This is a genomic window from Oceaniferula marina, assembly GCF_013391475.1.
In the GTDB taxonomy this organism is placed as follows: domain Bacteria; phylum Verrucomicrobiota; class Verrucomicrobiia; order Verrucomicrobiales; family Akkermansiaceae; genus Oceaniferula; species Oceaniferula marina.
The window spans coordinates 24,506-44,138 of sequence record NZ_JACBAZ010000012.1 but is presented as its reverse complement, the minus strand read 5'-3'; the positions used below and the strand labels follow the sequence as shown (position 1 = coordinate 44,138).

Sequence of the window (19,633 nt, the reverse complement as noted above, 5' to 3'; positions counted from 1 at the left end):
TTCGTCGCGCCTTACCAAAGAACTCATTCATCTCGGCTATCGTCCCGTCTGTTTTACTACTTGGTTTTACCAGCCCCAGACGATGGGCACAGGGATGATGCGGACCTTCCCTGGACCGTTATCCCGCTTACGGGTGACGGAGGTGACCACGTCGTCTTCGAACTCAAGGGTGGTGCGTTCGCGTTCCTCGGTGGTGATATGGGTAACCTGGCGATAGGTGCGACCCGTGCGTGGATCTCTGATGGTTTGGTAGTGTTTTTCTTCTTCCGTGATGATGTATTCCCATTTGCCGGATGAGCCCTTGCGGGTTTGTTTGACTTCGGTTTTAGTCGGCTCTCCCAGAGACAGCTTAACTTCATCGAGAGTCATACCGATGGCGACATCCTGATTTTCGATCAGCTCCTTGACCGTCATCTGACGTTTGTAGAGTTGCTTCAGGTTGGCGATGAAGTTTTTGTCTTTGGATGCGAGGAGCTTTGGAGACACCCAGCCTGAGACGGTGCTGTTTTTGGTTTTGCCTTTGACCCGGTAGGCATTTTCTCCTCCGATGGCGAGGAGTTCGACTTTGGTGTTTGCCGGGAAGGTTCCGAGTTTGCGTCCTCCGTTTTTCGAAGAATAAGCGGCGGCGGGTTGCGCCACCATCAGGTGGATGGTGCGATCGAGGTGCTCGTTGATGTAGACCACTTCCGGGTCGTTATCGAGCAGTGACTTTCTTGGCGCAGCGAAGCTGGGAGATGCGAGGGCAAGGGAAGCCAGAACGGCGATGGCTGATAGGAGTCGATGTAGGGTGGCTCGTTTCATGGAGTTAATGAGATAAACGTTAAGATAGCGCGCTCGGTCGAAAACTCCAGCAGGGAATGTCCACCGTGGCACGCGTGCCGGGTGAGACGGGGGAGCAAAGAAAAATATTCAATCTGAATTTTACGGGGGTGCGATTCAGAGGTTTGGAGTGCCCGGGCGAGGGCTCGGACAAGGCGGATCGGTGCGGGAGGCTTTCCGGCTGGCCGCTATTTACCGGTGAGTTCCTTGATTTTTTTGATGCACTTTTTCTCATCGCTGGCGAGGACGTTGCCATCTTTGTCGATCAGGATGTAGCTGGGAGTGCCCGAATCGTATTTCGCCAGCCCCGAGGTTTTGGATTTGGAACTGAGCACGGTGAGCCAGGGGAATTTGGCTGAGCGAGCCCAGTTGAGGGCGTCGCGCCGGCTGTCATCCTGACTGACGTGGAGGAATTCCACCTTGTCGTTGTCGGCGATGCTTTTGTTGTAATACTCCACCAACTGTGGAGCGTGGGTTTTACAGGGGCCTCACCAGCTGGCTGAAAAATAGAGGAAGTAGTATTGAGGGACCTTGGTGGTATCTTCGGTGATGAATTTTTTGTCGCCGGTCCGGACGGTTTTCCCTTTGATTTTTTTGCCGATCACCTGATCGTCCAAGCTGGTGGATTCTTCGGTGGCTTCAGCCGCTTTTTTTGCTTCTTCCTTGATCCAGGTTCGGTCTGCTTCGGAGATGAGATCCTGTTTGAAGGTTACTTTACGGCCGTTTTTGATGACGGTGACGGAGAGATCGGTATGGCTGACGTATTCTCCTTCGAAGGTTTTGGCGCCGTCGGCGCTGGTCCAGGTTCTTGCCTGGGCCGAGGCTACGGTCAGGGCCAGGGTGATGGCCGTGATGGTGGAATGGATGTTCATGATGGTAGGTGTTAACAGAGAGATGATCGATTCCGGGGGGATTGTCGAGTGTGGGATTGGGTGGATGTTTTTTTTCTGAATATCAGGCTTTGCTCAGGAAGCGGACCGGCATGTGATTCTTGTTTGCAGAGCTTGCCAATTTTGCTTCGAGTGGCCATGCTCAGATCCTTGCCTATGAAGACAGATAAATCCAAGCAGTTGTTTCAGAAAGCCAAGCATGTGATTCCGGGAGGAGTGAATTCTCCGGTCAGAGCTTTTCGTAATGTTGATGGTGAGCCGTTTTTTGTCAACCGCGCCAAGGGGTGCCGGATTGAGGACGTCGATGGCAATGAATTGATTGATTACGTTGGGACCTGGGGGCCGGCGATTCTCGGGCATGCGCCGGAGTGCGTGACCGAGGCCGTGACCAAGGCCGCAGCGGCCGGGGTGTCGTTTGGTATTCCCAACCCTTATGAGGTGGAAATGGCAGAGTTGATTGTCGATTGGGTTCCTTCGGTGGAAAAGGTAAGGATGGTGAATTCGGGAACGGAGGCCACGATGAGTGCAATCCGTCTGGCCCGAGGGTTTACCGGACGGGATAAGGTGGTCAAATTTGTCGGATGTTACCATGGGCATGTGGACAGTTTGTTGGTGGCTGCAGGGTCGGGGGCCTTGACTCACGGCAAGCCGGATTCGGCGGGGGTGCCTGCGGGATTTGCGGCTGAAACGATCACACTTCCGTACAATAATCTGGAGATGTTGCGTGAGGTGTTTGAAAAATGGGGTGATGAAATCGCAGCCGTGATTGTGGAAAGTTACCCTGCGAATGCCGGGTTGATTTTTCCCGTGGAGGGTTTTTTACGTGGTTTGAGAGAGCTTACCTCGGAGTATGGCTCGGTGTTTATTTTTGATGAGGTGATGACGGGGTTCCGGGTGGCCAAAGGAGGCGTGCAGGAGCTGGAAGGGCTGATTCCCGATTTGACGGCGATGGGGAAGGTGATCGGCGGCGGTTTGCCGGTGGGGGCTTTTGGCGGTAAGGCTGAAATCATGGACTACCTGGCGCCTGATGGTCCCGTGTATCAGGCTGGAACCTTAAGTGGTAACCCTCTTGCGATGGCTGCGGGCTTGGCCCAACTGCGAGAAATGGAGCGTGTGGATGGTTACGCACGTCTGGAGCAACTCGGGGCACGGCTGGAGCAAGGAGTGAGGGCTTTGTTGGCTGAGAAGGGGCTGGATTACCGCTTTAACCGTGTGGGATCGATGTTCTGCCTGTTTTTTACAGGTGAGGAAATTGTGGATCTGGACTCGGTGATGACGGCGGATAAGGCGGCTTTCCGCAGCTTTTTCACCTCAATGCTCGAGCAGGGAGTTTATATGGCTCCCAGCCCTTATGAGACCGGCTTTATCAGCGTGGCACACGGAGAGCTGGAAATTGACCGGACATTGGAGGCAATGGCCGCCAGTTTGGCCAATGTGTGAGCATCGCGGCGCATGACGTATTTTTCATAGAGATCGGATAAAAATACGGTTGCCAAGTGGGAGTTGATTTCTATAGTCGCGGCGTGTCAGGCCGGGATGGTGGAATTGGTAGACACGCCAGATTTAGGATCTGGTGCCCCTAGGGCGTGCAGGTTCGACCCCTGTTCCCGGTACTTTCCTCTGTTGCTGTTGTTCCGTTTTTCTTATGCTTTCAGCCATTGGTTCAGCCACGGCTGTCGAATTTTCTGGATGGAGCGTTGAAATACAGCCTGTTTACCCCTATTATACCTTGTCATCATTGTTATGGATTCACGGAAGAAACAGATCGCGATCGGTATGGCGATCATTGTGTTTTTCTTCATTTGCCTTGGAGGGATTGCCGCGGCGGCATATTTGCCTGGTTTCTCAGGAGAAGTAGGGCGGCTCTATCTGGCGATGGTTACCAGCCCTTTCCTGATGGAGACGACGCTGGCATGTCTGGCATTGACCTTGCTTTTGGGTATCAACGGGTGGCGCAGAATGCGCGAGGGTGACGACTGGGTGACTCTGGATGATCAGGGCAGACCTCTGGGTGTGTCTGAGCGGTCCACAACGGATAAGCAATCTGCGACAAAAGGTTGAATGTCTGAAACGCACGACAAAGGGCTGGGGAGGGGTGTGCGCTGGACGGCTTCGGTTTTGTGTGTGTTTGCTGCCGGATTGAGCCTCTGGCTGTCGATCGAAAAATTGAGTGGACGGATTGATAGTCTGGCCGGTTGTGGGGCGGGTAGCGGCTGTTCCAATGTGTTGGGGAGTAAGTGGTCGATGGTCTGGGCGGTGGTTCCGGTGAGTTTGTTTTCGCTTGGGCTGTATTTGGCGATATGGGCGAGCCTTTGGGGGCCTTGGTCGGCGTCGCATTTGGCGCGAAAATTTCGTTGTTGTGCTGCCTGGTTGTGTCTTTGGGCGGCGTGTTGGTTTACGGCCTTGCAGTTGTTTGTTCTCGATCAGTTCTGCCCGTATTGCATGACGTCTCACGCATTGGGTTCTCTGCTGGGGTTGTGTCTACTTGTTGGAGAGCGGGGTAAGCAGCGGCGAATGGTTGCGTGGTTTTGTGCCGGTTTGGCGATGCTGGCGGTGTTGAGTTTGGCATTGATCCAGCATCTTGGGCCCGAGCCGGAAACCCACCGGGTGGATGTGTTGCAGCTGCATGGTGGCGGTAAGCCTTCGGCTGATCTTTCTGAGCATAAGGCAAAGGACATTCATGCCCGCGGGGAGGGGCGGCTGGTGCAGTTTTTAAATGGAGGGAAATCCTACCGGGTGAAGGCCTTGCCGCATTTGGGCTCCGCTGATGCTACTCACGTGCTGGTGAAGTATTTTGATTATACCTGTGCCGCTTGTCGCGAGATGCACGAACTGCTGGAGCAGGAAATGGCCCGGCATCCCGGGGAATTGGCTGTGATCGTCCTTCCCGTCCCTTTGAACCGCTCATGCAACCAGTATCTTCCCGAAGGCGCGAAGAACCACCAGCATGCCTGTGAGTTGGCTCGCTTGGCACTGAAGGTTTGGCGGGCCGACCCCTCAAAGTTTGCCGATTTTCATCGGCAGTTGTTTGAAAGTGAGGGTATGCCGCTGGAGGTGGTGGAGTCTCTGGCAATTGGCATGGTTGGTGAGCAGGCGATTGTCAGCGATTCCGAGTGGGTGGATGAACTATTGAAGCGCAATGTTGCCGACTACCGGGTGTTTGTCCAGAGCACCCCGGTGATGCCTAAACTGCTGATTGTGGATAAAGTGGTGGTTCAAGGGCTCGTTGCCGATAAGGCAACCTTGGATGCGCTGCTCGAGAAATACCTTGGCTTGAAATAGGCTGGCCCGCAAATTAGAGGTGGGATTTCATCTGGAATTTGTTACTGGGTAATGCATGACCAAACTCAAGGATGTGTGTGCATGGATGGACGAAGAGTTGAGCCTGGATGTCATCCCCGACTACCCCGGGGCTCTGAATGGTTTGCAGCTTGAGAATGGAGGTTCTGTTTCCAAAGTCGGGGCTGCCGTGGATGCATCGTTACCCGTCATGGAGAAGGCCGTGGCCGAGGGAGTTGACCTGTTGTTGGTTCATCACGGGATGTTTTGGCAAGGGACGCAACGTGTGACAGGGCCGGTGTATCGTAAAATCAAGCTGGCCATGGACCACGGTCTGGCAATCTATAGTGCGCATATTCCCCTCGATGTGCATCCCTTTCTCGGAAACAACGCCTGTCTGGCACGGGCAATCGGAATGTCTGATCCCGAGCCTTTTTTTGATTGGAAGGGGATTCAGCTTGGATTGAAGCAGTCGATGTCGCTGTCTCGTGAAGCATTGCTTGAGAGGGTTGGCCGTGCGGTGGATGCCCCTGTGCACCATTGTCCGGCAGGAAGTGACCCGGTCGGAACCGTGGGGGTGATTACCGGCGGCGCTGGTAGCGAGGTGGCGGCTGTTGCCGAGTGTGGCGTTGATACATTCATCACCGGTGAGGGGCCTCATTGGAGTTACCCCTTGGCTGAAGAGCTGGGCCTGAATGTGTTTTACGCAGGTCATTATGCGACCGAAACCTTCGGCGTGCGCGCTCTGTCGGCACAAGTTGCTGAAAAGTTCGGTGTGGACTCCGTGTTTCTTCCTCATTCGACAGGATTGTAACAATTGCATCACACGATGCCCTTGCATATTCATTTATGTTTGTGGTCGCCTCGCTCGCTTTCTAACTGATTCTTCAATGGCGTGTGCAGGTCGTCCCTATTGCTCCAATCAAAGCAAAATCGTGGATTTAAGACTCTTAAACAATGTTTGAAAAAGAAAAGAAATGTTTTAAAAAAGTCAATTTAATGCTTGCTAGGCTTTCATATTCTCGATTAAATACTCTCACCATTGCGGGTATAGCTTAATGGTAAAGCTCCAGCCTTCCAAGCTGATTATGCGGGTTCGATTCCCGCTACCCGCTCTCCCTGACAGGAAAAAAGACAGAACAAACAAACAGGAAAAACTAAAAACGGTCGAAAGAATCGTTTCGATCCAGAAAGGAAATTATTATGAAAAATACTATTAAATATGCGCTGTTCGGTGCTGTGCTGGCCGCTACGCCAGCCTTCGCAGATGCGCCTGATTGTCAAAATGTATCTGCGGTTGTCAAAAGAGCCGTAGCTGCCCAGCCCGATAAGGTTCTTGAACTCGTCGCTGCCCAGATTGGCCAGAACGAGGCATGTGCCTGTGAAATCGTGAAAGCTGCCATTGTGGCTTCCGATGCTGATAAGGCCATGGTTGCAAGTATCGTTGATGCTGCTGCTACCGCTGCTCCAAGCAAACTTCGCATCATCGGCCAGTGTGCCGTTGCTGTTGCTCCTGATGCCCTTGCCCAGGTGAATGCCGTGGTGACCAAACTGACTGCAGTCGGTGGTGATTCCGGATACAGCGCCAAAGGAGGTGACGAAAAAGGAGGTAAGCCTGTGGTTGTGCCACCGGTTGCTCAAAACCCACTCGATTTCCCGAACGGAGGAACTGCCGACAACCCCGTTGGCCCTACTCCTGGTGGTCCCGGCGGATTCCCGCTTCTGCCTCCAGTTGATACTCCTCCTACCGTGACTCCATCTTCTTCCACTGCTGAAGATGTTGTTGAAAACCCAGAAACCTAAGATAGCTTTCTAAGGATATTATTCATTGATAAATTAAGATTACGATTATGAAAAAACAAATGATTGCAGGAGGTGTGATGCTCGCATCCCTTGGCGCGGCATGCGCGCAAGGGTTGTATGACCTTGCACCCAACGATGATGCGCTCGAAAGTTTGCCAATTACCTGGTCCGCAGGAATCAGCGTGGGTTATGACGATAACGTCACCCCTACGGTGATCAAAGGAAGTGAAGGTTACGAAGATGACTCTGGTTATGTCAGTGCCTATGTTGGTGCCGCTTGGGTCAGCATCACACCCCAGACCACTTGGGATGTGTATGGCCGCATCGGTGGAACGTACTACTTTGACCAGCCAGCAGCCATGTCCAGCGATGCCTATGGTGAAGGTCGTCTTGGCGTCAACTGGGCGCACCGCGTCAGTGAGCGTCTTCGTTTCTCCAGCCGCAACTACGTTGCCTATGAGATGGAGCCCGACTACAACTGGGGCCTTACCCTTGACCGTCAGCTCGATCCTTACTTCCACTGGACCACCGACAATGCTGTGGGTTACCGTTGGACTGAGCGTTTTGCGACTTACACTGGATTCACTTTCCACGGTGTCGATTATGATACCGCCGCGAGTGGTAACGACCGGACAACATGGTCGGTTTACAACCAGTTCCGCTATCGCTCCACTGAGCAAACAGTCTGGACTCTGGACTACCGCTACAGCGCGACTTCAGCCGACGGCACAGCCGAAGATTCTGACAGTCACTACCTGCTTGCCGGTATCGAACATCGCTTCAGCCCGAACACCGTTGGTGTGCTTAAGGCGGGTGCTCAGTTCCGTGATTCCGACAGTGGTGACGACAATACCAGCCCCTTCTTTGAAGGTGCGCTTCGTAGCCGCGTGAACGACCAGTTCAGCGTGCGTGCCTTTGCCCGTTACAGCATGGAGGACTACGGAACCAGCTTCGGTGGTTACTACTATGACCTCAATGACACCTTCCGTCTCGGTATCTCCGCTGACTACATTGTGTCGCCTCAGCTGACGCTGCACGGTGGTTTGAACTACATCATGACGGACTACCAAGATGCCAACATTGCTGGCATCTCGGATCTTGATCAAGACCTTTGGAATCTGTATGTCGGATTCTCCTACAAGGTCAATGATTCAGTATACGTGACTGGTTCTTACAACTACACCGACAGCTCGTCCGGTGGAGGTTTGCCAGCCGCTGCTGACTCCCGCGATTACAGCCAGAACCGTGCGTCTCTGGGTCTTCGCTATGAGTTCTAATTTTCCTGTCGAAAAATCCGAACACGCTAGCTGCCGCAATGTGACATTGCGGCAGCTTTTTCATTTACAAACGATCGATTCTCAGCGAGAAATCTCTACCTCAATTCCTTGGGCTTGTTTGAATAAGCACGCCAGAGGCTCTATCTCCTGAATACCTATTGATTATGCAAAATCCAGACCCGAACCAGAGCGAAGCGAATCTGCATGCCATTGATTATTGGCAGGTGTTGAAGAATCGTTACGGTGTTATTCTCCTGACCTTCCTTTTGGTGTTTCTGACTGCTGCGGTGATCACCTATGTGATGCCAAAGAAATATGAGAGTATGGCCCTGGTTGAGGTGAAACCGATTGTTGAAGTTGATCCGACGATGACACGCGCAGCTGGAGGAACGGCTGTTCCCATGACACGTCAGTTCATGAACACTCAGTTTGAGATTATCGTGGCTGAAGAAACTCTCGAGCTGGCGATTGACAAGGTTCAGTTGGAGACACGCTGGGGTGAGAACAGAAAAACCGTGATCGCTTTGTTAAAAGGCATGATCAAAACGAGTCAGCGTCGCGGAACGGACTTGATTGAAATTTCAGTGAGGCATCGCAAGAAGGACGATGCAAAAATAGTCGCGCAGGCGGTGTATGAGGCATACGAAGAGCGCCGAAGAATGATTGAACGTGGAATTCGTGATGATCAACTGAAGGCGATTAAAGGGCAGCTTCAGAATAAAAGTGACCGGGTGGCGGAGCTGCGGAAGCGCTTGATGGATATTGCAGAGAAGTCAGGCATCATCTACTGGGAAACTGAAAAAGGTGGTAATACCCAGGGCATCAGTAGTGGCTTGGTTGAAATTGCTGAGAAAGAGCTCTATCAGGCGAAGCGAGACAAAGAGCAGTTGAGCTTTCAGTTGAATAAATTACTTACATTGAGCCGTGAAGAATTGATTGCAGTCGCGGCTGAATTACCTGAAGTAGGTTTTCAGGAATATTACAATAAATACATCGAAGCGAAGCGTGAGCTTCAGCAAATGCTGGCGCAAGGGTTTGGTGAGAACCACCCGGATATTGTCATGCGTAAAACGGGGATTACCGAGTTGGAGGCAAGCTTGGAGAGAAGAGCTCATAATGTGCGTGACTCTTTGAAGCACAAACTTGATTTGCTTGAAGGGCGTGTGGAAAAAATGCAGGAAGTCGTGAATGCTCAGAAGGAAGAGGGCACCGTAACGGCTCGTGATATTCAGGAGTTCAATATTGCCCGTAAAGAATACCAGACGGCTTTGGCAATCAAAGACAACATGGATATTCAATATGATCGCGAGAAAACGAAACTTGAAATGCCCATGACGAATATTGTGGTGCATCAGTATCCTCAAATCCAAGACAATGCCGTCAGCCCGAATGTGCCACTCAACCTTGCTTTAGGTGCGGTGGTTGGTTTGATTTTCGGTGTGGGTATTGCTTTCGCGCTCGAATATCTCGACACCTCAGTGAAGAGTTTGGAAGATGTTGAACGATTCCTTAAAGTGCCCGTGCTCGCTGTGATTCCCAAGGATGTGGGCGTTCTACACAAGCAGGCTGGATCCAGCCCCGATGCCGAGGCTTATCGTATCCTCCGAACCAATATTGAATTCAACCGCAAGAACCCAGAGGACAACTCGATTACAGTGGTATCCGGTGGAGCGGGTGAAGGTAAGTCCACCACGATGGTGAACCTGGCCTACATTTGTGCTCAAGGTGGTTACACCACGCTGATGATCGATGCCGACCTTCGCCGTCCTCGATTGCATACCTTCTTCGATATCAACAACTCGGTTGGTTTGACCAATTACTTGACCACGGATTTGCTGCTCGAGGATGTGATCCTCCAGACACCTGTGGACAACCTCTATTTCATGCCATCAGGCATCCTGCCAGCTGACGCCGCCGGTATCCTGAACTCGCGTCGTATGTCCGAGCTGATCAAGGATGTGAAGCAACGCTTTGACTTGGTCTTGGTTGACTCCCCACCAATTCTCGGTGTCAGTGACGCCTCTGTGTTGTCCAGTGAGGTGGACTTGACGATGATAGTGGTCCAGCACCGCAAGTTGCCTCGTAACATGCTGATGCGGGTGAAGCAGGCTGTCGAGAATGTTGGCGGCCACGTCATCGGTGTGGTGCTCAACAACGTGGATGTCCGCAGCGACAACCAATACCAGTACTACACAAGCTACTACACCTACTATGCTCCTTCCGGAGATGAAAGCCCGACCGAGCAGTCACAGAAGCAGACGGCTGCCGCAGCCGAACCGAAGAAGGTGACCGAGCAAGATGACGATCTTTACTAAACTGAGGTTTTATTGCCGGTGATTCCGTTGACAAGGGTCCGAGCAGGGGTATCTTGGTCATCGCCAATATGGCAAGCATGGCTTTGTGACTGCCCTTTTGACTCCCTTTTTAACGTTTGATTGCTCCCTTCCCACATTTTCCATACCATATGATGAAATCCATAACTAAACTACTGGCGGCTACGATCACAGCCATTGTTTTATGCTCGAGCTTTGCAACGGCTCAAAGTATTTCGGCGAACGAGTCGCTGACCATTCGCATTCTGGGTGTGCCGGCATCCGAGCAGTCCCGTGTCAGTGGAGAGTATAATGTTGATCCGAAGGGCTACGTTTACATGCCTCTCTTGAAAAACGGAATCAAAGCCAATGGGATGAGTTATTCATCTTTGGCTCGAAAAATTGAAGCCGCCTACAAAGCGGCAGGGATGTACACTGATCCACGCATTGCGGTGAGTTCCGGGCAAGACAGCCGACAGATCGAGCAGCGTGAGCGCGAGGTGGTTAGTATCGGTGGATATGTGAAATCCCCAGGCCAGCGGCCATTCATTTCAGGGATGACTTTATTCCAGGCGGTGTCTGCTGCTGGTGGCGAAACGGCGTTTGGATCGATCTACAGGGTGGAATTGATACGTAAAGGTCGTCGCACTGTTTATAATTTAAAAAAGACAGAGCATATGACTGTTCGCGTTTATCCCGGAGATACCATCAATGTCCCTCAGAAGGATTGGCGAGGCCGATAGATAAGAGATTGTTGGCCAAAATTTACAACCGGTGAGGGAGCTTTCCTTCACCGGCTTTTTTATTGATGGGGGATGGGAGAAAAAAGTGAATAAAAGACTCCGCATGATTTGACATGGCATCATACAGGTGCAGGTTGCTTATCGAGTTAATTACTCCTCCCTAATCATGAAAAAATTACATGGATTCGTATGTTTGGCCACGGTGCTGTTGGCTTGTTTGAATTTTGCCTCAGCACAGGCAATTTCACCTAAAGAATTTTTAACGGTTGAGATCCGTGGCATTCCCCAAGGTGAGCAGGCCCGGGTGACCGGGCGTTATATGGTGACCCCTGATGGCCAGTTGTTTTTGCCCATGATCAAAGGGGGGATTCAGGCCAGTGGAATCGATAGCGCCAAGCTTTCCCGGCGGATTGAAGCGGCATACAAGGATGCTGGGATTTATCAGGATCCTCGTATTACAGTGGTCTCTCAGAAAAATGAAGGAGAAGGAGGTATCGATGCGGCAGAGGTCAGTGTGACCGGTCGGGTGAACCGGAATGGTCCTGTTGCCTTTAAACGTGATATGACCTTATTGAAAGCGATTGCAGCTGCAGGTGGTGTTGATATGTTTGGTACGATCAAACGGGTGGAGTTGCACCGTGGAAACAAAAAGACGATCTATGACCTGCGTAAGGATGAAAGCAAGCGGGTCAAAGTGCAAGAAGGAGACCTGATCGTGGTGCCTCAAAAGGGGCCTTTTGATGGCCAGTAGCCAGTCTCCGCTTTCAGGGCTCCTACATGAGGGAGCTTATCTGAGTGATGCCTGCGGCGCAGACAGGATGGTCAGGATTTTTCATTTTGAAGATCAAGCTTTACCCAAAACCTAGCTGCTCGCTTACTTCTGAAAAATCCTGTAAATCCTCTTCAATCATGTGAATTCTGTCAGCGCCGCAGGCTGTTAGCCGCTAGTGCATTCGCCCTGCGATTCTACGTCTCTGATTGGTATCGCCTTTAAGCCCCTACCTTGATCGTGGGGGATGAGAGTTGGATGCGGTTCGTTTTGAAGTCGGCGAGGATATTCTTTAAAACAGCCGACCGGATGCGGGTGCGTTCGCGAATGTTGGGGATGCGGTAGCGCCCTTCGACGAGAATGCCGGAGTGCATATGTCCTCCGTCGTCGTGCCAGAGTGAGCGGACAACCACCTCGGAGCTTTCATCGATGACGTGTTCGGTCCGTTGAATCGCAAGTTTGGCAACATCGCATACATGTTCGATATCGGCATCATGATCGACCTGGAATCGCACTCTGACCCGCATTGGTCCGTCGTCGTGGGAAAAATTGGTGATAATGGAATTGGCGAGGATGTTGTTGGGGTAGTTAACGGCGACGCCGTCGGTATTGCGGATGCAGGTTCGGCGTAGGCCGATGTCGAGCACGTCGCCCCAGGCCCCCCAATGTTTGCCGATCCGTTCGATTTTCACCCGGTCACCAATTTTGATCGGGCGGTCGGTGATGAGAAAAATGCCGGCGAGGATATCCGCGAGGGTTTCCTTGGCTGCGAGGCCGATGGCGATCCCTGCGATACCGGCGCTGGCGAGCAGTGGCGTGATGGCGATGCCGTGAATTTTAAGAACAACCAAAAACAGCCCGAAAACGAGAGCGACTTTGTAAAAAATTCTCAGGAAATGGACGAGTCGGTCGTCAAGGTCATTGCTAGTGGCATCCGCAATTCGTTCGAGTGGACGGAGTAAAACCCCGCGAATAACCAGATGGGCAATATAGGTTAGGACGACGGCGACTGCAGTTTGCAGCCAAACGTTTTCCCAGGCGTGAACCGCATCTGCGGCAAGGTCGGCAAGCAAGGTCAGAGACATGGTCGGCAGGTTACAACGGGTCTATCCCCACCATCCGATCATTTCACCCACCTTATATGCCGAGTAGACAAAGGTCAGGGAGAGGACGACGATGAAGGCTTTGGCCCAGGCTTCGATGGATTTACGAGTCATTGGATGATTGAGGTTATTTGTTGGTCTGGTTCGCCGCGCTTATAGGCTCTGGATGTCCGGAGGTCAAGAACGGCTGTGCGTGCCAGAGTCATACCGATATGCAGTGCTGACTTTTGAAGTTTTCCGCTGGGCGGATTTGCGATAGCTTTGCCCCATGGCTTGGAACACTCGAGTTTTTATGATGATGTGGGTATCGATACTCTCGATGGTGTTGGTGTCCTGTGGTCCGAGTTATGAGGGGTACATGACGCGTTCCTACACGGTTCGTGGCGGGCATTATCGTCCGATGCAGGTTGAGCAGGCTTTGCAGTACCGTGAAACCGGGATTGCGTCGTGGTATGACGAGAGTAAGTATTTTGGTCTCAAGCGGGGTAATACCTCACTTGGCGAGAAAGTTATGCCCTGGCATGTATCGGCCGCGCATAAGACCTTGCCGTTGCCTTGCGTTGTTAAAGTGACCAACCTAAGCAATGGACGTTCGTTGAAGATGCGGGTCAATGACCGGGGGCCGTTTATTGACGGCAGGATTATTGATGTCACTCCGCGCGCGGCCTCGAAGCTTGGCTTTAAAAAACATGGCCTGACCGAGGTGGAAGTCGAGGTGGTCAGCGTGGGTGATGGAAAACATAAGAGAAAGGCCAAGAAGAAATCCTGGTTTGCCTGGTGGTAGCCAGGGGTGCCTGGCTGTGCTTGCGGTCGTGAATTTTGGTTGTCCCCGGGGCCGATAGTCGTTACCTCATGGCTATGGTTTACCTTGATTCCAACGCAACCACTCAAATTCATCCCGAAGTGCTGGAGGAGATGATGCCGTATTTGACGGATCAATGGTATAATCCTTCCAGCGGGTATCGAGCCGCAAAGGCCGTAAGAACGGCCATGGAGACGGCTCACGAGCAAGTGGCATCGTTGATTGGTGCAGATCCTGAGGAGATCATTTTTACCGGCTGTGGAACGGAGGCGAATAATGCGGCTCTGTCGTTTTTAGCTCGGGTGTCTGCGAGACAGGGGGGGCAGTGCCGGAGGGTGGTGACCAGTGCGATTGAGCACAGTGCGATTTTACGTTATGGCGAGTACTTGCAAGATCAGGAGGGTTTTGTGTTGGAAAAAGTGGGGGTTCAGCCTGATGGCCGATTGGATCTCGAGGCGTATCGGGATGCTCTCGCATTGGGTGATGTGGCCTTTTCCTCTCTGATGTGGGCCAATAATGAAACTGGAGTGATTCAGCCGATGGCGGAGGCTTGCGAGGTGGCTCGGAGTGCTGGCGTTCCGTTGCACAGTGATGCCATCCAAGCGGTGGGGAAAACGGAGGTGAATGTGCGGGAGGTGCCGGTCGATTATTTATCGATTTCCGGGCATAAGTTACACGCTCCGAAGGGTGTGGGCGCACTCTATATCCGTCGCGGGTTGGCATTTGAACCGATGCTGCGAGGTGGTGGGCAGGAAGGGGGGCGGCGAAGCGGCACCGAGAATGTAGCGTCCATTGTCGGGCTGGGAAAAGCTGCGGAGCTGATGAAGTCCCGTTTGGATGCCGATGGGCATGCCGGAGTGGCTCGCTTGCGGGATCATTTTGAGCAGCGAATTCTGTCGGAGATCACCGGTGTGACGGTGAATGGATCCATGGATTATCGGACGGCGAACACCTCACATCTTTCCTTTGACGACTGTGAAGCCGCTGGCTTGTTGATCTTGCTGGATGAGTATGGCGTGCAATGCTCGGCAGGAAGTGCCTGCATGACCGGAAAGCAGAAACCTTCCCATGTTCAGACAGCCATGGGCATACCTGCGGATCAGGCGAGAAGCAGTCTGCGTATTTCCTTGTCCATTCTGACGACTTCCGAGGAGTGCGATGCCGCTGTGGAAGCTGTGAAAAAGGCAGTGGGCAAATTGCGTCGTGTGCAGGGAGGCCCCGGAGTGGGGCCTGTGCAGATTTTTACTTAGCCTAAATTTTCAATTCGGAACACAACCGGACGGGAGTTGACGCAGTTGAGTGCTTCGATCTCCTTCAGGGTGTCTTTGAGTAGACCAAACTTGCAGGTGTGCAGTTGGAATACCATGTCGACAAAGTCGGCGTCGGGGTCATCGGCGTTCACTGGTGAGTGGGTTCCGGAAATACCGATGCCGGCATCAGCCAGGATATTGGCAATCTTGGCAATCACGCCCGGTTCGTCGGTAACATCGAAGCGGACATAATACGGGGTTTCAGTGTCTTCGATCGGAACAAGTTGTCCCTCTGTCTGATAGGGGAGAAAGCCGCGGTGGCCTGCTTCCTGGGCAAACCCGCGTGCGGCTTCTACGATGTCGGCGACAACCGATGATGCTGTCGGCCCCTTGCCGGCGCCACGTCCGTAGAAGAGTGATTCACCGGATGCGTCACCATTGATGGCAACCGCATTGAAGACACCATTGACGCTCGAGAGAACGTGGCTTTGAGGGATGAACGAGGGTTGGGTGCGGATTTCCACCGTGCCATTTTCGTGCTCGCGCACCACACAAAGAAGTTTGACCACGAAGCCGAGACGCTTGGCAAATTCAATGTCGATACCGCGGACCATTTCAATGCCCCGCACGTAAACCTCAGCGGGGTCGATGCTAAATCCGTAGGACAGGGTGGCCAGTAGGATGGCTTTGTGAGCGGCGTCCCATCCGTTGACGTCTAGGGTGGGGTCAGCTTCTGCGTATCCTAGTTCTTGAGCTTCTTTGAGCGCTTCGGGGTAGCCGAGTCCGGCATCGGTCATCCGCTCGAGAATATAGTTGGATGTGCCATTGATGATGCCGGCCATCGTCTCGATGCGGTTGCCGACAAAGGAGTCCTGGACAGCTTTGATGATGGGGATACCTCCGGCTACGGCCGCTTCGAAATGAATGGGTGTATTCATCTCGCGCGAGAGCGCGAACAGAGCCTTGCCTCGTTCAGCGAGTAGGGCTTTATTGCCCGTTACCACAGGTTTGCGAGCCTTGAGCGCGGCTTCGACAATTTCGAATGCGGTTGTGGTTCCTCCGATGAGTTCGACAACGATATCGACGGTCGGGTCGTTGACGACATCTTTCCAGTCGGTGGTGAATTTTTCCACAGGTGCTCCCTCGGGGCGGGATTTGTTAATGTCACGCACGGCGATACGCATCATTTCGGTTCGGACGCCGGTCCGGTTGGAAATGAGATCAAAGTTGCGTTCCAGGGTTTCCCATACACCGGTTCCAACGGTGCCGAATCCTGCGAGTCCTATGCCGAGTGTTTTATTCATGATATGTGTGTGTCTGGGTTGACGCCGATGGTTGTGCCGTAGCTTGCTCTGATGCAAAAGAGTAAAATGCGGCATGGATGGGTAAAGTAGCCTGATTTTTGACCTTGTCAGAGAAATTGTGGGTTTTTCCTGCGATCCTATGCCAAGTGCCCTTTACTTTAAAATACACATTCGGATATCATGCTTGCGCAATATCACAAAAATGATGCGTAATTTGGTAACGACACGGGAGCCATTTTGGATAGAGTAAGTTCCGGTATGCAGATCATGAAACAGACGAGAATGGTGGCAGAGTCAATTAAAGTGGGGAGAGCCAGGGATGGGGGGAGAACGGGAGCTTTACTTACGACGGTGTCGGTTTTGTTGTTGGGCCTAGGTGGTCCGGCTCAGGCAGTTGAAGTTCCTGCCGGACAAGGCCAGTTGGGTGAGCCAGCCGAGTGGTTTACCTCAGGCGTGGGGGAATTTGGAGATCGCATTGAATACCATGGCCAGGCGGCAGGCAGAGGAAAAATCATACTCACTGCGAGCAATGGATTTTTTGACCGTGGAATCCGGGCCAAAGGTGCGTCGGCTCACAAGGATGTTGCGAATGGTCACCCTGCGGGGAAACCGGCCAAAGGTCACCCTCCCTTGATAGCTTCTGATTATGCCTATCTGGACGGGTGGGACAAACCGGGCCAATCCATGCGTTGGCATCTGTATTTGACGAAGCCCGGGGAGGTGAGGTTGTTGATTCGTCTGGATGCCAACCAAAAGAATCCTGAGGGCAGTATGGTGGTTTCTTTTGCCGGGCAGAAGAAGCGAATCAAAATGAGAGATGTCAAGGCGATGAAGGAGGGGCTGGTGTTCCAAGTTTCTGATACGGGAAAACATACACTGAACTTGTCGGCGGATACCGAACAAGGGGTCTCATTGGGAAAACTTTCGACCGTTGATGTGTATGGTTCTGCTATCGAGGGTGCGAAGTTACTGCGCGCCCGCTGGCGTCCTGCGGCTGTGCATGGAAGCTATCGGTCCTCGCGGGTCGAAGAGACGAAGATGTGGGTGATGGTATCCAAGAGCTTGAATCACGTGAGCAGCTATTCTCCGATTGTCACCCCGTTCGGATATTATGGTGGCAGTTTTGATGCAGACCAGAGGTTTCAGGGAGGATTTAATTTTTCGATGTGGTCGCGTGAAACGGCCCCGCTGGAGCAGCAGGCTCATCTACTGGCATTGGGGGACCCCAGCGCGGATTTCAGCGGTTTTGGCCATGAGGGCACGGGGGTAAAACCAAGGGGTTGGTCGCCATTGGCTTCATCACGGCCACATGAAGTGGTGCAGAGCCTTCGAGTTGAGCGTGGTCAAACCTACAATACGTATTATGGGTATTTTTATGATCCGGATTTGGCCGGGTGGAAATTGTATTGTGTCGGGAGAAAGTGGGTAGGAGGTCGATCAGGCAGAAAGGCCAAAGCCTCCTTGTGGCCGGGATCTTTTGTGGAGGTTCCCGGTCCTCCGCAGGTGCAGCGCAGCGGTGACATTGTTCGTAAGGTTGTTCGTAAAGGGTGGTGTTTGGATGCCGAAGGGAAGTGGCAGCGGTTGGATATTCTACCTGCAGGTAAAAGAACGCATAACAATAAACTCTGGGGTGTGACCAAGGATGGATGGTTTGTCTTCCAGATGGGCGGTATGGAGCACTTCAGTGGACCGGCGAAACCGATCCAACTGCCGGGTTCTGTTCATGATGAAGCCCTCCCCGATTACCTTTCTCCGGACAAAGTCAAACAACTCTATCAATTGCCGGTGACCTTTGCAGAGCACCGTGTGGTATCTGCCGAAAATTCAGCGATGCTGCATTTAGGCGTTGAAGATGCGGGCAACGATGCCAGTGCGGTGGTTTACTATGGAGAAAAGGATTGCCTGACCTTTGCTCCACGCAAAAAATCAGGTACGGAAAGAAAACATTCCACCTTAAAGGATGATCGTATTTGGCCTCATTCCCAGAAGGTTGAGGTTTTAAAAAATGGTATCAATTCAGTGAAATTGGACGATTTAAAACCCAAGACAAAGTACTATTACCGCGCCCTCGTCTTCAATGAGCGGGGGAAGATGTGGATGTTTGATTCGGGATCATTCACCACGCGATGAGGCGTCTCGGTTTTGTTGTTGGAATCGCTTGGGGGAGATCCCAATTTCTCGTTTGAACGCGGCAGAAAAATAGTGAACGGAGGCAAAACCACAGCTGCGGGCAATTTCTGTGATACTCAATGATTGTTCTTTTAGAAGGTGCTGGGCATGTTCGATCCGCAGCCTTCGCAGTTCTTCGTGAATGCTTCGGTTGAGGGCTTCACGGAATCTCATCTCCACCAGTCTGCGCGAGGCTCCTGCGGCGGCGACAATTTCGGGGACCCCGATGCTTTGTTTGAAGTGAGCACGTAGATATCCAAGTGCCTTGGCCATGACGGGATCCCGGCTCTCCACGTGTCCGGTGCTTGCCCTGCCTCTTACTCCGCGTGGGGGGATTTGGATGTCATGGGCGGGTTTGTGCTTGTCCAGTAACCAGCGATGCAAGGTTTCTGCTGCAACAAATCCACGGTGCCATTCGTTGAGTTCGATGCTGGTTAGAGGGACTGTTGCCAGAGCCGCCGTTTGTTGAACATCCTTGTCGATGACCACGATGCTGACCTCTTCAGGGATACGTATGCCCGAGGATGCAAGCGCATTGGTGACGGAGTGGGCGACCGCAGCATGGGCTAAACAAAAGCCAAGGGGGGAGGGAGGTTTTTTGATGGTTCTCACCAGTTTTCGGATCATGGGGCGGAAACTCCTGCTCGTATTATCGAATGCCGTAAAGGGGATTTGATGTTGTTGTGCCACAGAGAGGGCTCCGTCAAAAAAACGACGATCGAGGAACCGGTGACTAAGTTTGGCCAGAAGCAGGTGCTCCGCGCCATAGCAGAGGAGTTCTTCAGCGGCAAGTTGACCGCAGCGATAGTAGTCAGGAATCACCGCAAGTGAGGATTCATCGGCTGTAAGTGCCAGTGCTGGCAGGGTGGTCTGCGCAAGGCGTTCGGAGACAGCGGACGCTTCAACCAGACCGTGTAAAACACCATTCCAGCTGAGCTTTTCTGGAAGCCAGTCCCCCCGCACCGACCAGCGCGCATCCAGACGGATGTGCTGTTCTTCACAGTAGGCCCGAGCCCCCTCAAGCAGCTTCGGGTTAAAAAAATCCATCACCAGACCGAGTGTGAACGAAGAGTCTTTGGATTGGCGCTGATTTTTATCTATGGGTTTCATATT

The 19,633-nt window shown here is 52.5% G+C and carries 17 protein-coding genes, 2 tRNA genes and 1 pseudogene; 14 read left to right on the top strand and 6 right to left on the bottom strand.

Going from position 1 to position 19,633, the window contains the following annotated elements; translation table 11 throughout:
- Window positions 1-66 precede the first annotated feature (66 nt).
- From HW115_RS17710 to HW115_RS17700, 3 genes and pseudogenes are all read right to left on the bottom strand, one after another.
- Window positions 67-801: a hypothetical protein gene (locus HW115_RS17710; RefSeq protein WP_178934557.1), complete on the bottom strand. Its 735-nt coding sequence runs from the start codon at window positions 799-801 to the stop codon at window positions 67-69.
- Between the two features lie 206 nt (window positions 802-1,007).
- A pseudogene (locus tag HW115_RS17705) lies at window positions 1,008-1,292 on the bottom strand (TlpA family protein disulfide reductase); the annotation flags it as partial.
- 15 nt (window positions 1,293-1,307) lie between these two features.
- Window positions 1,308-1,691, bottom strand: a complete 384-nt coding sequence (locus HW115_RS17700; RefSeq protein ID WP_178934553.1) for a hypothetical protein — start codon at window positions 1,689-1,691, stop codon at window positions 1,308-1,310.
- A 174-nt stretch (window positions 1,692-1,865) separates the two neighbouring features.
- Between HW115_RS17700 and hemL the strand changes: the two genes are divergently transcribed.
- From hemL to HW115_RS17645, 11 genes are all read left to right on the top strand, one after another.
- A complete protein-coding gene (gene hemL / locus HW115_RS17695) occupies window positions 1,866-3,149 on the top strand; it encodes a glutamate-1-semialdehyde 2,1-aminomutase (protein ID WP_178934551.1) in 1,284 nt (427 codons plus the stop codon).
- A gap of 90 nt (window positions 3,150-3,239) precedes the next feature.
- A tRNA-Leu gene (locus HW115_RS17690) sits at window positions 3,240-3,322 on the top strand.
- Window positions 3,323-3,452: 130 nt separating this feature from the next.
- Window positions 3,453-3,770, top strand: coding sequence for a hypothetical protein (locus HW115_RS17685; RefSeq protein ID WP_178934550.1), 318 nt, complete (start codon window positions 3,453-3,455; stop codon window positions 3,768-3,770).
- On the top strand, window positions 3,771-4,991 hold the full coding sequence (locus HW115_RS17680; protein ID WP_178934548.1) for a vitamin K epoxide reductase family protein: 1,221 nt from the start codon (window positions 3,771-3,773) through the stop codon (window positions 4,989-4,991).
- Between the two features lie 55 nt (window positions 4,992-5,046).
- The gene (locus HW115_RS17675; protein WP_178934546.1) at window positions 5,047-5,802 is read left to right on the top strand and encodes a Nif3-like dinuclear metal center hexameric protein; all 756 of its coding nucleotides are present in this window, start codon (window positions 5,047-5,049) and stop codon (window positions 5,800-5,802) included.
- A 230-nt stretch (window positions 5,803-6,032) separates the two neighbouring features.
- Window positions 6,033-6,103 (top strand) — tRNA-Gly (locus HW115_RS17670).
- Between the two features lie 88 nt (window positions 6,104-6,191).
- Window positions 6,192-6,791 carry a hypothetical protein gene (locus HW115_RS17665; RefSeq protein ID WP_178934535.1) on the top strand — a complete coding sequence of 200 codons (600 nt, stop codon included), beginning with the start codon at window positions 6,192-6,194 and terminating at the stop codon, window positions 6,789-6,791.
- A gap of 47 nt (window positions 6,792-6,838) precedes the next feature.
- The gene (locus tag HW115_RS17660; RefSeq protein WP_178934533.1) at window positions 6,839-8,068 is read left to right on the top strand and encodes an outer membrane beta-barrel protein; all 1,230 of its coding nucleotides are present in this window, start codon (window positions 6,839-6,841) and stop codon (window positions 8,066-8,068) included.
- 164 nt (window positions 8,069-8,232) lie between these two features.
- Window positions 8,233-10,383, top strand: coding sequence for a GumC family protein (locus HW115_RS17655; protein ID WP_178934531.1), 2,151 nt, complete (start codon window positions 8,233-8,235; stop codon window positions 10,381-10,383).
- A 149-nt stretch (window positions 10,384-10,532) separates the two neighbouring features.
- Window positions 10,533-11,123: a polysaccharide biosynthesis/export family protein gene (locus HW115_RS17650; protein WP_178934528.1), complete on the top strand. Its 591-nt coding sequence runs from the start codon at window positions 10,533-10,535 to the stop codon at window positions 11,121-11,123.
- Window positions 11,124-11,289: 166 nt separating this feature from the next.
- Window positions 11,290-11,874: a polysaccharide biosynthesis/export family protein gene (locus HW115_RS17645; protein ID WP_178934526.1), complete on the top strand. Its 585-nt coding sequence runs from the start codon at window positions 11,290-11,292 to the stop codon at window positions 11,872-11,874.
- Between the two features lie 239 nt (window positions 11,875-12,113).
- Here HW115_RS17645 and HW115_RS17640 read toward each other — a convergent pair whose 3' ends face one another.
- Window positions 12,114-12,977: a mechanosensitive ion channel family protein gene (locus HW115_RS17640; RefSeq protein WP_178934524.1), complete on the bottom strand. Its 864-nt coding sequence runs from the start codon at window positions 12,975-12,977 to the stop codon at window positions 12,114-12,116.
- A 286-nt stretch (window positions 12,978-13,263) separates the two neighbouring features.
- Here HW115_RS17640 and HW115_RS17635 point away from each other — a divergent pair, with 286 nt between their 5' ends.
- Both HW115_RS17635 and HW115_RS17630 read left to right on the top strand, forming a co-directional pair.
- Window positions 13,264-13,779 carry a septal ring lytic transglycosylase RlpA family protein gene (locus HW115_RS17635; RefSeq protein ID WP_227021639.1) on the top strand — a complete coding sequence of 172 codons (516 nt, stop codon included), beginning with the start codon at window positions 13,264-13,266 and terminating at the stop codon, window positions 13,777-13,779.
- A gap of 68 nt (window positions 13,780-13,847) precedes the next feature.
- Window positions 13,848-15,047: a cysteine desulfurase family protein gene (locus tag HW115_RS17630; protein ID WP_178934522.1), complete on the top strand. Its 1,200-nt coding sequence runs from the start codon at window positions 13,848-13,850 to the stop codon at window positions 15,045-15,047.
- On the opposite strand, the gene HW115_RS17625 is transcribed toward HW115_RS17630, so the two are convergent.
- A complete protein-coding gene (locus tag HW115_RS17625; RefSeq protein WP_178934521.1) occupies window positions 15,044-16,351 on the bottom strand; it encodes a homoserine dehydrogenase in 1,308 nt (435 codons plus the stop codon). The genes HW115_RS17630 and HW115_RS17625 overlap by 4 nt on opposite strands.
- Window positions 16,352-16,618: 267 nt before the next feature.
- Here HW115_RS17625 and HW115_RS17620 point away from each other — a divergent pair, with 267 nt between their 5' ends.
- On the top strand, window positions 16,619-18,481 hold the full coding sequence (locus HW115_RS17620) for a DUF3472 domain-containing protein (RefSeq protein ID WP_178934519.1): 1,863 nt from the start codon (window positions 16,619-16,621) through the stop codon (window positions 18,479-18,481).
- On the opposite strand, the gene HW115_RS17615 is transcribed toward HW115_RS17620, so the two are convergent.
- Window positions 18,464-19,630: a helix-turn-helix domain-containing protein gene (locus tag HW115_RS17615; RefSeq protein ID WP_178934516.1), complete on the bottom strand. Its 1,167-nt coding sequence runs from the start codon at window positions 19,628-19,630 to the stop codon at window positions 18,464-18,466. The genes HW115_RS17620 and HW115_RS17615 overlap by 18 nt on opposite strands.
- Between the last annotated feature and the right edge of the window lie 3 nt (window positions 19,631-19,633).